This window comes from Ammoniphilus sp. YIM 78166, assembly GCF_004522215.1.
In the GTDB taxonomy this organism is placed as follows: Bacteria; Bacillota; Bacilli; order Aneurinibacillales; family RAOX-1; genus YIM-78166.
On the sequence record NZ_SDLR01000001.1, the window covers coordinates 384,361 to 398,668 of the forward strand.

Genomic DNA, 14,308 nt, shown 5'->3' on the forward strand with positions numbered 1-14,308 from the left:
AGTTTGCAGACCAGCCTCAATGCTAGAATGAATCTATCATTCAAAGAGGAGGCATGAACATGAAAGTAGACTTAACGGATAAAGTAGCGCTCGTAACTGGAGCCAGCGGAGGAATCGGAAAAGCCATCGCGATTGAACTCGCCGCGTGCGGCGCCAAAGTCGCTGTTAATTACTTAAGCAACCGGCAGGGAGCGGAGGAAACTGCTCAAGCCATCCGCGAGCAAGGCGGGGAAGCGATCACAATACAAGCGGATGTTACCGATCAGTTGCAAATTCAGCAGCTCGTTGAACAAGTCGAAAGCGCTTTTGGAACCGTTGACATTCTAGTCAACAATGCAGGGCACTTAGTGGAACGGCGAGCCATTGCGGAGATGACGGAGGATTTATGGCGAAAAATTATCGATGTGAACGTGACCTCTGCCGTTTTTGTAAGTAAAGCGGTGATTCCGGGAATGAAAGAAAAAGGAAGCGGCTCGATCATCAATTTGAGCTCGCTTGCAGCCCATAACGGTGGAGGGAACGGAGCGGTGGCTTATGCGGTGTCCAAGGGGGCAATCCTCACCTTCACCAAAGGTTTGGCTAAGGAATTGGCTCCGTATGGCATTCGAGTCAATGGAATCTCCCCTGGTTTTATCGAAGAGACTAAGTTTCATTCAACCTTTACTTCTGCAGAAGCAAGAAATGCGACGGTCAGCAGCGTCCCACTGAAGCGGGGAGGAGTACCTGAAGATATCAGCGGAGTCGTTGCCTTCCTTGTATCTCCTTATACCTCTTATATTACCGGCGAAACGATTGAGATTAACGGTGGATTGTTCATGAAATAGAAAACAGGGGAGAGGGATGGGGTACTATTGATCCCACCCTCTTCTTCATCCATGGAGGTGGAGGAGCTGGACGTTGTTACACTAGGAGAATCAATGGCATTGTTTATTCCGCTTTCCCCAAGTCCCTTGCGATATGCTGAGCAGTTTAAAAAGACGATTGGGGGAGCGGAATCGAATGTAGCGATTGGTTTGTCGCGACTAGGCCATCAAGCGGGATGGATGAGCCGCTTAGGGGCGGATGAATTCGGCCTGTATGTGAGGAATGTCATTCGCGGAGAAGGGGTTGATACGTCAAGGGTCAAGTTTGATCCCCATAGGCCAACTGCCGTTTTTTTTAAGGATAGAAGTCAAACGGAACCCCAAATTTACTATTATCGCAAGCATTCAGCTGCGAGCTCGATGAATTCTGAGGATCTTGATGAACCCTACATCGCTCAAGCTAAGATTCTACACATTACGGGGATTACACCAGCGCTTAGCGATTCCTGCCTTCGGACTGTGCAAGAAGCAATAAGGATCGCTCGAAATTATGGCTTGCTTATCACTTTTGACCCCAATATTCGGCTCAAGCTTTGGTCTAGCGAAGTTGCCCGGCAGGTTTTAGTTCCCTTGGCGGCTACGGCGGATATCGTCATGCCTGGTGCGGAGGAAGCAGAACTGCTGACGGGGGAAAGACAACCGGAGAAAATGGCCCAGTTTTTTCTTGAGAGAGGCAGCGAGGCCGTGGTGATTAAGCTAGGGGAAAAAGGAGCATTTTTCGCGACACGATCGCAAGAGGGATTTATACCGGCCTATCGTGTTGAAAAAATAGTGGATACGGTCGGAGCCGGGGATGGCTTTGCTGCCGGTTTCTTGTCTGGACTCTTGCGAGGCTGGTCGTATGAGGAGTCGGTTCGGCTCGCTAACCGGGTAGGAGCCTATGCGCTGACGGTAGAAGGGGATATGGAGGGGCTGCCTTATTGGTCGCAAGTCTCTCCTGATGCAGAAAAAAATGTGATCTTGAGATAGGAATGATGAAATTGACAATACCCAAAGCAGAGAAATTGCGGCAGCTCGTGGAGGGCGGCGTCATTGCCGTACTGCGCCAGATTCCGGAGGAAAAGCTGGAGGCTCTATGCAACTCCCTTGTTGAAGGCGGAGTAACCGCACTGGAGATCACGGTAGATCACCCCAAAGCAATGACAATGATTGAACAGGCAGCCGCTCGTTTCGAAGGGAGGGCGCTAGTCGGTGCCGGAACCGTGCTGGATTCAGAAACAGCAAGACTAGCGATCCAAAGCGGAGCCGAGTTCGTGTTTAGTCCATGCTTAAAGCAAGAGATGATCCAGACTGTTTTGCGATACGGAAAGATCGCAGCACCCGGGGTGATGACACCATCCGAAATGGTGCAAGCGATGGAGTGGGGAGCCGATGTAGTTAAGGTCTTCCCGGCTACAGGTCTTGGCCCTGCATTTCTTAAAGATGTAAAAGGTCCCCTGAGCCACATTCCCATGATTCCAACTGGAGGCATTGATATACAGAATGTAGAGGCGTTTATCCGGGCAGGTGCGGCGGCTGTGGGAGTGGGAGGAAGTCTGATCGACAAGGAAGCCATCGCCCTCGAAAATTGGGAAGTGATTACTGAAAAGGCAAAGGAATATGCAAGGAAAATCAATCAAGTTAGAAAGGGGAGGGACTAAAATGAAAACCTTATACCAACCGGATGTCAGCGTACTGAATGTACAGTACCAGCCAGATGCAAAAACCTCTATCATAGAAAATCCGCCGCGCTTTACCTGGATGCCGGCTCAACTTGAAGACGATTGCTATGTTCTGCAAATCTCCCAATTCGAGGATTTTGCGTCCGATGATACGCTGACGTTTAAGCCTATTCCATATAACTTTTTTACTCCAAGTCAAGCGTTGCAGCCAGGCACGTATTATTGGCGATATGCTTTGGTGGACCAGGAAGCAAACGTTCGATCGGAGTGGAGTGCGATCAGGACCTTCCTCGTGAGCGAAGGGTTGCCCGAGACGCCAATGCCAAGACGTGAGGAGCGATACAGCAAGTCGACGCTGCCTCATCCGCGATTATGGCTGAATCAAGAGGAGCTAGATGCGTTTAAGAAGCAGGTGGCTCAAGATCCTTCCTATTGTAATTGGTCTGAATTTTTAGAAAGGTCAGTCCTGCCGTGGTTGGAACGAGACCTCATTGCTGAACCGGCTCGTTATCCAGATAATAAGCGAGTGATCAAACTGTGGCGCCAAATGTATATGGATTGCCAAGAAACTTTATATGCCATTCGCCATTTAAGCGTCGCTGCGATCGTGCTGGAGAACGAGTCCATCCTAGAAAAAGCGAAGCGTTGGCTCTTGCATGCGGCCTCTTGGGATACAGAGGGAACGACCTCCCGCGATTATAACGACGAAGCTGCGTTCCGGATTGCCGGCGCTCTAGCCTGGGGTTATGACTGGCTTTACTCTGCGCTCTCTGAGGAAGAAAGGCAAATTGTAAGGCAGGCCTTATTCCGCCGGACGGAACAGGTGGCCTTCCATGTCATTGAACGGTCAAAAATCCATCACGTGCCTTATGACAGTCATGCCGTAAGATCCCTATCATCGGTGCTCGTGCCCTGCTGCATTGCTCTTTTTGATGAAGTGCCTGAGGCAAGGGAGTGGCTGGATTATACGCTTGAATACTACTCCTGCTTATATAGTCCATGGGGAGGAGCAGACGGGGGATGGGCTGAGGGTCCGATGTACTGGACCACCGGTATGGCTTATTTGACCGAAGGCTTAAATTTGGTGAGGAAATTCACTGGGGTGGATATTTACCAGAGACCGTTTTTCGCAAAGACAGGAGATTTCCCACTTTATTGCTATAGTCCGGATACGATCCGAGCCAGCTTTGGAGACCAGTCCAGTCTCGGGGATCGACCTGGATTGAAGACCGCCTTTAATATCCGCCAGTTTGCTGGCATTACAGGCAATGGCAGGTATCAGTGGTACTTTGATCAGGTAAAGGAATATGACGTACATGCCGATGAGAAATTTTATAACTACGGCTGGTGGGACTTCCGGTTTGATGACATGATGTATCTCCATGATTACCCGGAAGTCAAAAGCAAGTCTCCCTCAGACATTGAGCCTGTCAAGTGGTTCAAGGATGTGGGCTGGGTCGCCTTCCATCATAAAATGGATCAACCGGATGACCATATTATGCTGTTGACCAAAAGCAGCTCCTACGGGTCGGTCAGTCATAGCCATGGGGACCAGAATAGTTTCCTGCTTCATGCTTTTGGGGAACCTCTAGTCATTAAGACTGGCTATTATATAGGTTTTAATAGCACGATGCATATGAATTGGAGAAGGCAGACTCATTCCCATAACACGCTTTTAATTGATGGGAAGGGGCAATACGCCGGAACCGATAAGACTCTGAATATGTCAGCAACGGGCAAAATTATCCGAGTAGAATCCACCGATCGCTATCACTATGTCCAAGAGGATGCGACGCAAGCTTACAAGCATACCGTGCCTTACTTGAATCTCTACCAGCGGGAAATCTATTTCATTGATCAATCCTATTTTGTGATTGTTGATGCTGTTGATCTCGATCAGCCAGGCCGTGTAGATTGGCTCCTTCATTCCCTGACGGAAATGAAGCTTCACGGTCAAGCCTTCCACATCGAAGGGCAGAAAGCGGATCTGGAAGGACGATTCATTTACAGCTCTTCAGGAGACCTTCTGCTATCGCAGGATGACGAATTCATAGGAGTGGATCCAGCTGAGGTAGAGGGGTTACCTAAGCAATGGCATCTGACGGCATCGACTCGGGTTGCGGCGGGGCACCGGATTGTGACGTTGCTTGTGCCAAAGCGAAAGCAGGAAAACAAATATGTATCCTATTTTATGGATGACCAGGATCATGGCGTAAATATTTATTTGACGGAAAACGGAAAAACGCAACGTATCGAAGTAGCTAAAGCTTATTAGGAGGAAATTGGAATGAATCAATTGGAAGTTTGGGAGCAGGCGGAGCCAGGGGTGAAGCGGAGGATCTTTCCTCCGGGGGCCTCTCTTATGATGATGGAAGTCCATTTTGAGCAGGGAGCGGAAGGCTACGAGCATAGTCATCCGCATGAGCAGTTGAGCTACTGTCTAAGAGGGAAGTTTCAGTTTACGATCAATGGGGTAAGCCATATCCTAACCCAAGGGGAGACGATCTTTATCCCAAGCGGGGCCAAGCACGGGGCGGTTGCTTTAGAAAGCGGCGCCTTGTTGGACACCTTTACTCCATTAAGGGAGGACTTACTAAAGAAGTAAAGGGAGGCGTTTAGCGTCTTCCTTTACAATACATGAGGTGATCAGAGTTGGAGCTAAGCGGTTGGGCAGGGAGTTTATATCGGCTATGCGAATGGGTGATGAGATTGGCCTATGTTAATCTTCTTTGGGTTGTTTTTACCTTAGCAGGATTGATCGTATTCGGAGCCATGCCAGCCACGCTGGCAATGTTCGCTGTGGCTAGAAGGTGGGTAATGGGGGACGGGGACGTACCGGTTTTTCCGCTTTTTTGGAAGGTTTACCAAGCAGAGTTCAAACGAGCAAACGGCTTAGGGCTGTTGTTTGGAGCTTTTGGGTTCTTTTTATATGTAGATCTGATCTATTTTGAAACATTTTTTTCACATGGGCTGGTCTTTCAAGTCGGCTATTGCTTCTTTTTGGCATTATCTATCCTGTTTTTCCTTACTTTGATGTTCGCTCTGCCCTATTTTGCTCACTTTCAGGATGGGATGCTGAGAAGCCTATATTCCTCCTTTCTATTAGCGATGTCCCATCCGGTTTGTGTATTGAGAATGTTGGCTGGAACGCTTGCCATTTATTATATAGTTTGGTACCTGCCTGGTTTGCAGTTGTTTTTCAGTGCAAGTGCTCTAAGTGTTTGGCTGATGTGGAATGCGATGAAGGTTTTTGACACTGTCGCGATGAAGGAGTAGATATGCATTTTCTAATGAAAGCAAAAAGTAAGGGGTTGATAAACCTGCCCTTGATGGTCATGTATCTCGATACCTTGCTGATGGCCATCGGTTTCTTTATGCTGGTTCCTTTGCTTGGCGTATATTTTATTGATCATTTGGCCTGGAGCGCTGCGCTTTCGGGCTTTATTTTGTCCATCAGCGGATTATCCCAGAATGGACTGAAATTTTTTTGCGGAATAGCAGCGGATCGCATGGGCTTCAAAAATGCCATACTGCTGGGCGTAGCGATTCGGGCGGGCGGCTTTTCCGTATATGGCTTTGTTGAGCATCCTCTAGGGTTTGCGGCGGCGGCTTTTGTGTCGGGCCTGGGAGGGGCAATGTTCCACCCGGCAAGCTATGCGGCTTATGCCAAATTAGCCGAAGGTTACGATAAGCAACGAATTTATGCGATTCGGGAATGGCTTAGCAATATCGGGTTTATTCTCGGTCCAGTCATAGGAATGTTTCTTTTGAAGTTTGATTTTACGTTTGTTAGTTTGATATCGGCTTTGATGTTTTTACTATCCTTTATTGTGACTTTTCTATTCCTACCGCCGCTGGCTGGAGAAGAGAAGTGTCATTTCTCTTTTCATATGGTTTCGGGCACATTGGGCAGCGATCGTCGATTTCTTGTCTTTACGCTTCTTTCAGCAGGAGTCTGGGCTATCTATGTCCAGTTGTATCTCGCCGTTCCTGTCCGAACCACTGCCATACTGGATGACGCAAGTGTGATTGGCTATTTGTATATGACGGGTGCCATCTTTATGGTCGTGATGCAGCTGCCCGTCATACGATGGCTGGAGAGTCGGTTCGCTCCCCTTCAACTGATGGCTGGCGGGACTTTCTTCTTGGGGCTTGGCTTGTTTTGTCTGGGCTGGTCTTCGGGAATGAAGTCCATCATCACTTCTATTTTGGTTTTTACTTTCGGCCAAATGATTGCCATTCCTGTGATGAACGGCATCATTGCCACTTTTGCGAATGCTTCGTTAACAGCCACATATTTTGGCTTTCAAGGTTTAGGCCTAGCGATAGGCGGAGTGGCGGGAAATACGATTGGCGGTGTATTATATGACTGGGTTTTGGAGTTTCCTCATGCCCAATGGGTGTCGTGGAGTTCGCTTTTTATATATTCTATAATCTTGAGCGGATTATTGATGTTAGCCGGAAGGAGGTCATGAGATGGTTCATGTTGTAAATGGGGATATCGTAGGAAAAAAACTCTCCAATCAGCTGGAGGGTGAAATAATCGTTTGGCGGGAAATGTACGACTACGGACCGCTTCCAGATATGAAGAAGCGAGCAAGCTTTTTTGAAGAAAACGTAGGAATTCCATCTCAGTTGTTTCTGGAGAGCTGCGCCAGGCAACGCCGCATGCTTTATGATTTGCCGAGAGGAGCGGAAATTACGCTTTGGTTTGAGCATGACCGATACGATCAAACCATGCTGATGTATTTGTTGCAGGAGTTGTCAATGAAAGGGTTTCGCGACCTTTCGATGGTCACGCTCGATGCCTATCCGGGAATCGAGCCTTTTTTCGGGCTGGGGCAGTTGTCCTCCGAGCAGTTAGTTGAGCTCTATTCCTATCGAAGACAAGCGATCACCGGCGAACAAGTACAAGAGGCGATAACGGGATGGAAGGCGTATACTTCGCCGACACCCTATGACCTGGAAACATGGATAGCAGGGTGCGAGCATCCCCTTCCTTTTTTAGCCCAGGCAATGCAAAACCATTTGCAGTATTATCCATCAACTCATACAGGACTGAATGAGGTAGAGGCCTTATCCCTAAGCTTTATCCGCGTTAACAAGTGCTCTTTTGACCAGCTGTTTACATATATTTGCAGGAAAAGGCCGCTTGATGGTCTAAGCGATTTGCATTTCGCCGCCCTACTAAGCCAGTTGCTGACGGGAGCAACGCCCCTACTCAAAAGTGACGGTCCTTTACCTAGCTATCAACAGCCTCAAGCTAACTGCCAGTTCGAATTGACTTCTTTTGGTTCAGACGTCCTAGATGGAAGGAGAGATCGTTTTTATTTCATAGGCATCGATTGGTGGCTGGGCGGCGTTCATCTGCGAGAGGATCGATGGAGGTGGGATGGGGAAAGGATTGTTGAATAGCCCTTGACCCGACAGAGAAGATATTAGATAATATAATTCGTAATAATTACGATTATTGCAGATATACATAAGAGGGAGATCGAATCCGTAACGACTAGGGAGGTATGAACGGTGACTGTTGGGAGAATACCGGTTATTGTCTTAAGTGGTTTCTTGGGAAGCGGAAAAACGACCCTCTTGCTGCGGTTGCTTCAGTATGCTAAAGCAAATGGAAAGAAATCTTCTGTCCTAATGAACGAACTAGGGAGTCTAGATGTCGACGGTCAGATTATCGCCAAGCATCTGAGCGCCGGTGATCTTGAAAAGCTGTTTGACGGTTGTATTTGCTGTGACAAAAAAAGCGAGGTTGCCTCAAGTGTTCAAAAGCTGCTGAAACGCTCTACCGACATTCTCTTCATCGAGCTAACAGGAGTGGCGAACCCTGAGGAGATTGCCGATGCACTAACAGAGCCTGAAATTCTGGATCGAGTCTATTTGCATAAAGTGTTAACCGTTCTGGATGCTGAGTATGTTTTGGAGTATAATAGCATCTTTGAGTCGGATCGGCAGCTGGTTCACACTCTTCGTCAGCAGATGGCCTTGGCAGATTTTATTATCGTGAATAAGTCGGATCTGGTGAGCGAGAAGCATAAAGAAAAGATCGGAAAAGCAGTCCGTAAACAAAATGATACCGCTCCTATTGAATATACAACTTATAGTGAAGTAGAAATGGACCCTTTATTTACAGGGATTGACGGGAGAAGGCCTAGGAAGCAAACCCTAGCACCCCTCTTTGTTGTGTTAAGCCCATCATGTTCCCACCAGGAAGATAAAGCGTCCTATTCTCGTGTTCAAACCGTAAGTTTTTCGGCTCAGAAGCCGTTAAGAGAAAGAGACGTAGAAAAATTCCTGAAAAGATGGTCTTCTGAACTGCTCAGGGCAAAAGGTTATTTATCGATAGATGGTAAGGGACACCAGCTTATGCAGTTCTCTGGTAAGCGAACGAACTGGCAATTGAATAAAGAGGTTCAAGAGGTCTATATTGTTTTAATAGGAATGAATTTGGACGTAGAGAAATTGAAAGAAGACTGGGAAAGTCTATCATAAGGAGAAACATGATGGGAAAGTCAAATGAAGCCTTGCAGGAAATACAGTTATCTCACCATTCGATAGAGCAGTGGCAACGCAGAAAGCGGGAGTTAGAATGGTGGGTGAACCATCCGAAGCCGGAGAAGCGGCCAAAATCCCTCAAGTGGTTAAAGCAGGATTACGTAGATGAGGAGCTTTATCCTGTTCTGCAACTGTTGAACCAAGCGGGGATTCCAACTGAGTATTCATGTGCAGGAGTGAGTCTATTAGATGATCCCCATGATCATTCCCTATACGCCTACCTCACTTTTTATAAGAAAGACTTGTCTTCCGCTCTCATGGAGTATTTGCTCAATCGCATGAAGCATAGGGTCATAGTCGTTTATGAACCCGCTCGCAACCGATATGATGTGTCTTCTTTTTATATTCAACACAACCGATCTTTTTGTTTGCTTCTCTACCATTGTGCGATACAATTTTTAAATCATGACAGGCAAGAAGATAACCTCTAGCTTAATGAGGTTATCTTTTTAGTAATTGGAGGAAATATGCATACCGTCTCAGCAACTTCACTCTCAACCACACCGCCGCTAACACATGGGCAATTTCTTAAGCTTTCTCTACCCTTAATTTTATCTGGGTTATCGACTCCGCTCTTAGGAGCGGTGGATACCGCTGTTGTCGGTCAATTGCCCCATCCGGCTTATATTGGCGGAGTGGCGATCGGTGCACTGATCTTTAATTATTTATACTGGGTGCTCGGATTTTTGCGTGTTAGCACGTCCGGGTTCACGGCTCAAGCTCAAGGGGCAGGGAACACCCAGGACTTGCTGATGTTTCTGCTCAGACCTTTAGGCATCGCGCTGATTATGGGATGTTTGTTTATTAGCTTACAATCTCCCATAAAGTATCTTTCTTTGCTTCTAATGGAGTCAAGCCCTGTGGTAGAAGCTCAGGCTTCCAGCTACTTTGATATACGAATTTGGGGTGCACCCTTTGTCCTAGCAAACTACGTTATATTAGGTTGGCTGATTGGTATTTCGAAGGTGAAGCTGGCCTTATTTCTTCAAATCTTTATGAACTTATTAAATATAGGATTAGATTTATATTTTGTTCTTGTTCTCCAATGGGGAGTGCCCGGAGTTGCCTTAGCTACCGTGATTTCTGAGGTAAGTGCCATTGTAGTGGGACTTCTACTTTTATTGGCAAGCAGGAAAATGGATTGGGGTCAATGGAGCTGGTCTCATTATTGGGACTCTCGTTCCTTTTTGAAAATGTTTAAAGTGAATCGAGATCTTTTTATCCGCACCATTTGTTTACTCACGGTTTTCGGTACCTTTACGGCTTATGGGTCAAAGCTGGGTGAGGTCACGTTGGCAGCCAATGCGATCTTGATGCAGCTGCAGTTCATCTTGGCTTACTTCTTTGGAGGATTCGCTAATGCTTCGTCCATTCTTATTGGGCGATCGATTGGCAGTAAAAATGAAGCTTTGTTTGATGCTACCATCCGGGTTACGGTGTTATGGTCTATCATGGCATCGGTTCTTCTTGCGTTAGGGTTATTTCTTGCACAAGGATGGATTATAAGCTTGTTTACGGCCATAAAAGAAGTGAAAGCTCTGGCATCGGAATATATCATTTGGTTGCTGCTCTTTCCCTTTGCCGTGTTCTGGGGGCTGCAGCTCGAGGGAATCTGCGCAGGGGCGACCAATGCCAGGCCAGTACGAAACACGATGATCCTATCTATGATCATTTTCCTGGCTTCTGTCTGGCTGCTAACCCCCATCTGGAACAACCATGGCTTATGGTGCTCCTTCGTATTATTTAGCTTATCTCGTTCGTTGATTTCTTGGACATATCTCCCTAAACTAAGGAAAAGCAGTTTTTCTTAGAGGAGGTGGGCAGGTTCAGATGGTGATTGAAGATGAATTCACGAGGGAGCTTGTCGAGACTTTAGGGCAGCTCACCGAAGGATGGAAAGATAAACTACGAAAAAGGCAAATTAAGCTGGACTTTGCTTATCGGATCGGTCAAAGTCTGAGTAAAGAGGAGCAGCAGAGGATGGACGTTTTTTTGAAAGAAATGACCATTCATCCCAAGCACGAGTCCCGTGTGCTAACTGCATTCTCTTTAGGAATATCAGAATGGGCGATTCAAGATATTCTACGCATCTATAGTTTAGGAGAAACGATTCAACAAAAACTGAAGCCTTATAATGACATCATGGCCGAGTTTAGAAGGATCTATGTTGAGGGATTTGAAGCTGAGTTTCTTGAAGGCAGGCTGCCAAAGGATGAATGGGAGCTTGAGGATCGGTTAAAGTATTATCAATTGAGATTACAAACCCTTATGGACCAGGTCCCGAAGAGGGAACAGAGTTATAATCGAAGTTACGGTGACAGTTCGATCTCCTCTATTCCGGAAAACAAGGAAACAAGATTAATTGAGCTGATCGGGCTAAAGGAAGATGCTACTCATGAAGAAATACTAAAGCAGTTTCGTCATTTGCTAAAGGTCCTCCATCCTGATACTGGGGGAAGTGCATACTTATTTGGGATGGTGAAGCGAGAGTATGAGCGGTATCAGAGGAGGGAGTAGATCCGTCTATCATGACCTATAACAAATTAAAAGTGTTTGCGATCCTTCTCCCGACGCTTCTCATTGGGGGCTTTGAGTATGTTCGCCACGAACTTCTCTTAGATCATCTCTCCATGGAAGCAGGGAATCTATATATCACTATTCTAACGTTTGTTTTATCCTATATTTTTGCTACCTGGATGTTTAAGAAGATCGATAAGATGAATCAAAAAATAGTGGAGGAGCAGTCCAAGCGAGCGGTTTATGAGGAACAAGAACGGCTGGCCCGCGAGCTGCATGATAATATAGCCCAAGTGCTATTTTTCCTGAAGGTGAAGTTGAAGCAAGGGGATCTGACAGAAGCGAGGATGGCGGTTAACGAGATTGATAATAACCTGAGGCAAGCGATCTTCAACTTGCGTACCATGCCGCATGAATCCGTTGATATGACTCATCGCATAGGCAGGTGGCTGAATGAGTGGTGTGATCTGACCGGCATAGAAATTTCCAAGCAGGTGGAAATTTCAAAAGGATATTTTACACCGGGCGAAGAAGTTCAGCTGTTCGGGATTATTCAGGAAGCCTTTACGAATATTCGCAAGCATTCTCAAGCTACACAAGCCACTATTCAGCTGTGGACGGAACCCCAATCTTGGCGGCTTGTCATCAGTGATAATGGAAAAGGCTTTTTGCCTCCTGCCCCTGCCCATTCCTCCAATCAATTTGGCCTGAAAATGATCAGCGAACGCGCGCAAAAAATAGGCGCTGAGCTAGAGCTTGGACAAACACCCCTTGGAGGAGCACAACTGATCCTCCGAGCGCAAAGGAAGGTAAAGCCATGAATTTAACTTATCAGGTACTCATTGTAGACGATCATCCCCTAGCAAGGAAAGCCGTAAAAAGCTTGTTGGCGAGTGACCCGTCTTTTGTTCTTGTGGGGGAAGCAACAAGTGGGGAGGAAGCGCTGAGTGTATGTGAGGAGCTGCAACCAGATTTAGTCTTAATGGATATCCACATGCCGGGGATGAATGGATTGGAGGCTACTCGAGAAATTAAGCAAAGGCATCCCCAAACCAAGGTCGTGATATTAAGTGTCTCAGACGATATTGCTGATTTATTTACGGCGATTCAATTTGGGGCTCAGGGGTACTTGCTTAAAAATATGGACCCGGATGATTGGGTCACTTATCTGCATGCTTTAATCGATGGGACAGCCGATGTGTCCCGGGAGTTGGCTGGAAGATTGTTTTACCAATTTCGAGAGACGGATAATCCTGATCAGCTCAATCCGGATACACTAACCCCAAGAGAACGGGAAATCCTCCGCCATGTGGCCGAAGGCAAGACGAACAAAGAACTAGCAGAAGTACTAAGCATTTCAGAGAATACGGTGAAAAACCACATGAAGAACCTGCTAAAAAAACTTTATTTAGAGAATCGGGTTCAATTGGCCTCCTATGCCGTTAAGCATGGCATTAGCATACGAAAAGAAAAATAGTGTCAGCCCAACTGCCGTTTATGGCAGTTTTTTTATGGACAAAAATAGCCCACATGGGTCATATCCAAGAGTTCACACTCTCTCTATAATAAAAACTGTGCTTATCGATAGGAATTCATTGATTACAAGTAAATAGGGGGACAAATGACGTGAAAAAGCTATTATCATCCATCGTTTTATCTGCAACGATTCTCTCCGCCGCAGTACCTGCACTGGCTCATGACGGCTGGTCCCAGACAAATGCACCCATCATTGGGGTTGGAGAAAACTCTTATGTGGAGCTTCTCTTTGGTAATCATTCCAATCATCATGCCAGTTATCGAATAGATTCGAACTGGAATCTAGATAACAGTAAAGTTTATGTCACCCTGCCTAACGGAACAAAAGCGGATATTTCTAGCACTTTGTTCTATACAGGGGAGGAAATAGATACTCCAGAATCTCGTCTTAAAGTAAACAACTACCATGTAGCATCCTTCGCTTCTCAAATGGCAGGTGCACATATTATCTCAGTCGAGGGGGATATGGTGTTTAAACATGGGGATGTGGCTAGCCGTACGCTTCGCAGCGCAAAATCTTTTGTTGCGGTAAGTGATCTGCCAAGTGCGCAGAGAGTGGCTCATCTAGGCGGCTTTAAACGACAGGTGACTACGGACCGTGCAGAATTAGTTCCACAGTTTAACCCTGCAGCCTTGGTGAGTGGCAAGGAGGTTTCGGTTCAACTTCTGCTGAAAGGACAACCGGTTTCAGATGCGGAGGTTTCCTTGATCCAGCGAAGCAATTCTGAAGGGAAAACGTTTAAGACAGATGCCAATGGAATAATTACTTTCACGGCTGGTCCAGCGGATTACTATTTGGTTCGATCGAAAATCGAAAAAGCCGAGAAATCCGAGGGCCAGTATGACAAGACCTACTATGAAGCAACGATGACGTTCCACGTTCAAAATGGAAGCTATGTATTGCCAGTCAACGGACAACTTCAACCGATTGTCAAGGTGGAGGGACGTCAAGTGGCAGGCCAGGGCTTAGCCAATAGGAATGGCAGTCTTCATGTGTCCAGTGATTTCATTCGTCAATACATCGATGCCAGCTTTACTGGTCAAGGATTAGTGCCGCTTCGTTCAACGGTAGAAGCGAATGGGGCTTCTGTTGAATGGTTTGCACCTGTCGGTGGAATGGCTCCAGTCGTATCCATTTATAAATAAATCCCTTATGGTAGCGTCGGC

15 protein-coding genes are annotated in these 14,308 nt (G+C 46.7%); all 15 read left to right on the top strand.

What is annotated here, in order from left to right; all coding sequences use genetic code 11:
- Positions 1-59: 59 nt before the first annotated feature.
- The 15 genes from EIZ58_RS01775 (at position 60) to EIZ58_RS01845 (ending at position 14,287) form a co-directional block, all read left to right on the top strand.
- Entirely contained in the window at positions 60-824 is a 765-nt protein-coding gene (locus tag EIZ58_RS01775; protein ID WP_134698805.1) for an SDR family NAD(P)-dependent oxidoreductase, read from the top strand.
- 51 nt (positions 825-875) lie between these two features.
- Positions 876-1,832, top strand: a complete 957-nt coding sequence (locus tag EIZ58_RS01780) for a sugar kinase (RefSeq protein WP_134699595.1) — start codon at positions 876-878, stop codon at positions 1,830-1,832.
- Positions 1,833-1,834: 2 nt separating this feature from the next.
- Positions 1,835-2,503: a bifunctional 4-hydroxy-2-oxoglutarate aldolase/2-dehydro-3-deoxy-phosphogluconate aldolase gene (locus EIZ58_RS01785; RefSeq protein ID WP_240688915.1), complete on the top strand. Its 669-nt coding sequence runs from the start codon at positions 1,835-1,837 to the stop codon at positions 2,501-2,503.
- Position 2,504: 1 nt separating this feature from the next.
- The gene (locus tag EIZ58_RS01790; protein ID WP_134698806.1) at positions 2,505-4,799 is read left to right on the top strand and encodes a DUF4962 domain-containing protein; all 2,295 of its coding nucleotides are present in this window, start codon (positions 2,505-2,507) and stop codon (positions 4,797-4,799) included.
- Between the two features lie 12 nt (positions 4,800-4,811).
- Complete coding sequence (locus tag EIZ58_RS01795) at positions 4,812-5,129, top strand: cupin domain-containing protein (RefSeq protein WP_134698807.1); 318 nt, start codon at positions 4,812-4,814, stop codon at positions 5,127-5,129.
- 47 nt (positions 5,130-5,176) lie between these two features.
- A complete protein-coding gene (locus EIZ58_RS01800) occupies positions 5,177-5,800 on the top strand; it encodes a YesL family protein (protein ID WP_134698808.1) in 624 nt (207 codons plus the stop codon).
- A gap of 14 nt (positions 5,801-5,814) precedes the next feature.
- Positions 5,815-6,999 (top strand): MFS transporter, encoded by a 1,185-nt coding sequence (locus tag EIZ58_RS01805; protein ID WP_167577438.1) that lies wholly within the window; start codon positions 5,815-5,817, stop codon positions 6,997-6,999.
- Between the two features lies 1 nt (position 7,000).
- The gene (locus tag EIZ58_RS01810) at positions 7,001-7,939 is read left to right on the top strand and encodes a DUF1835 domain-containing protein (protein WP_134698810.1); all 939 of its coding nucleotides are present in this window, start codon (positions 7,001-7,003) and stop codon (positions 7,937-7,939) included.
- Positions 7,940-8,050: 111 nt separating this feature from the next.
- On the top strand, positions 8,051-9,025 hold the full coding sequence (locus EIZ58_RS01815) for a CobW family GTP-binding protein (RefSeq protein WP_134698811.1): 975 nt from the start codon (positions 8,051-8,053) through the stop codon (positions 9,023-9,025).
- 11 nt (positions 9,026-9,036) lie between these two features.
- The gene (locus tag EIZ58_RS01820; protein WP_240688916.1) at positions 9,037-9,519 is read left to right on the top strand and encodes a hypothetical protein; all 483 of its coding nucleotides are present in this window, start codon (positions 9,037-9,039) and stop codon (positions 9,517-9,519) included.
- Positions 9,520-9,555: 36 nt separating this feature from the next.
- Positions 9,556-10,899 carry an MATE family efflux transporter gene (locus EIZ58_RS01825; protein WP_134698813.1) on the top strand — a complete coding sequence of 448 codons (1,344 nt, stop codon included), beginning with the start codon at positions 9,556-9,558 and terminating at the stop codon, positions 10,897-10,899.
- Positions 10,900-10,918: 19 nt separating this feature from the next.
- Positions 10,919-11,605: a J domain-containing protein gene (locus EIZ58_RS01830; RefSeq protein WP_134698814.1), complete on the top strand. Its 687-nt coding sequence runs from the start codon at positions 10,919-10,921 to the stop codon at positions 11,603-11,605.
- An 11-nt stretch (positions 11,606-11,616) separates the two neighbouring features.
- Positions 11,617-12,426 (top strand): sensor histidine kinase, encoded by an 810-nt coding sequence (locus EIZ58_RS01835; RefSeq protein WP_134698815.1) that lies wholly within the window; start codon positions 11,617-11,619, stop codon positions 12,424-12,426.
- Positions 12,423-13,082 (top strand): response regulator, encoded by a 660-nt coding sequence (locus EIZ58_RS01840; protein ID WP_134698816.1) that lies wholly within the window; start codon positions 12,423-12,425, stop codon positions 13,080-13,082. The genes EIZ58_RS01835 and EIZ58_RS01840 overlap by 4 nt, the downstream gene beginning before the upstream one ends.
- A 149-nt stretch (positions 13,083-13,231) precedes the next feature.
- Positions 13,232-14,287 (top strand): DUF4198 domain-containing protein, encoded by a 1,056-nt coding sequence (locus EIZ58_RS01845; RefSeq protein ID WP_134698817.1) that lies wholly within the window; start codon positions 13,232-13,234, stop codon positions 14,285-14,287.
- Positions 14,288-14,308 lie beyond the last annotated feature (21 nt).

Bases quoted from the DNA above. Each gene is read 5' to 3' on its own strand.
- EIZ58_RS01775 (WP_134698805.1), top strand. From the start codon at position 60: ATGAAAGTAGACTTAACGGATAAAGTAGCGCTCGTAACTGGAGCCAGC.
- EIZ58_RS01810 (WP_134698810.1), top strand. From the start codon at position 7,001: ATGGTTCATGTTGTAAATGGGGATATCGTAGGAAAAAAACTCTCCAAT.
- EIZ58_RS01820 (WP_240688916.1), top strand. From the start codon at position 9,037: ATGGGAAAGTCAAATGAAGCCTTGCAGGAAATACAGTTATCTCACCAT.
- EIZ58_RS01780 (WP_134699595.1), top strand. From the start codon at position 876: ATGGAGGTGGAGGAGCTGGACGTTGTTACACTAGGAGAATCAATGGCA.
- EIZ58_RS01785 (WP_240688915.1), top strand. From the start codon at position 1,835: ATGATGAAATTGACAATACCCAAAGCAGAGAAATTGCGGCAGCTCGTG.
- EIZ58_RS01825 (WP_134698813.1), top strand. From the start codon at position 9,556: ATGCATACCGTCTCAGCAACTTCACTCTCAACCACACCGCCGCTAACA.
- EIZ58_RS01790 (WP_134698806.1), top strand. From the start codon at position 2,505: ATGAAAACCTTATACCAACCGGATGTCAGCGTACTGAATGTACAGTAC.
- EIZ58_RS01840 (WP_134698816.1), top strand. From the start codon at position 12,423: ATGAATTTAACTTATCAGGTACTCATTGTAGACGATCATCCCCTAGCA.
- EIZ58_RS01795 (WP_134698807.1), top strand. From the start codon at position 4,812: ATGAATCAATTGGAAGTTTGGGAGCAGGCGGAGCCAGGGGTGAAGCGG.
- EIZ58_RS01830 (WP_134698814.1), top strand. From the start codon at position 10,919: ATGGTGATTGAAGATGAATTCACGAGGGAGCTTGTCGAGACTTTAGGG.
- EIZ58_RS01805 (WP_167577438.1), top strand. From the start codon at position 5,815: ATGAAAGCAAAAAGTAAGGGGTTGATAAACCTGCCCTTGATGGTCATG.
- EIZ58_RS01835 (WP_134698815.1), top strand. From the start codon at position 11,617: ATGACCTATAACAAATTAAAAGTGTTTGCGATCCTTCTCCCGACGCTT.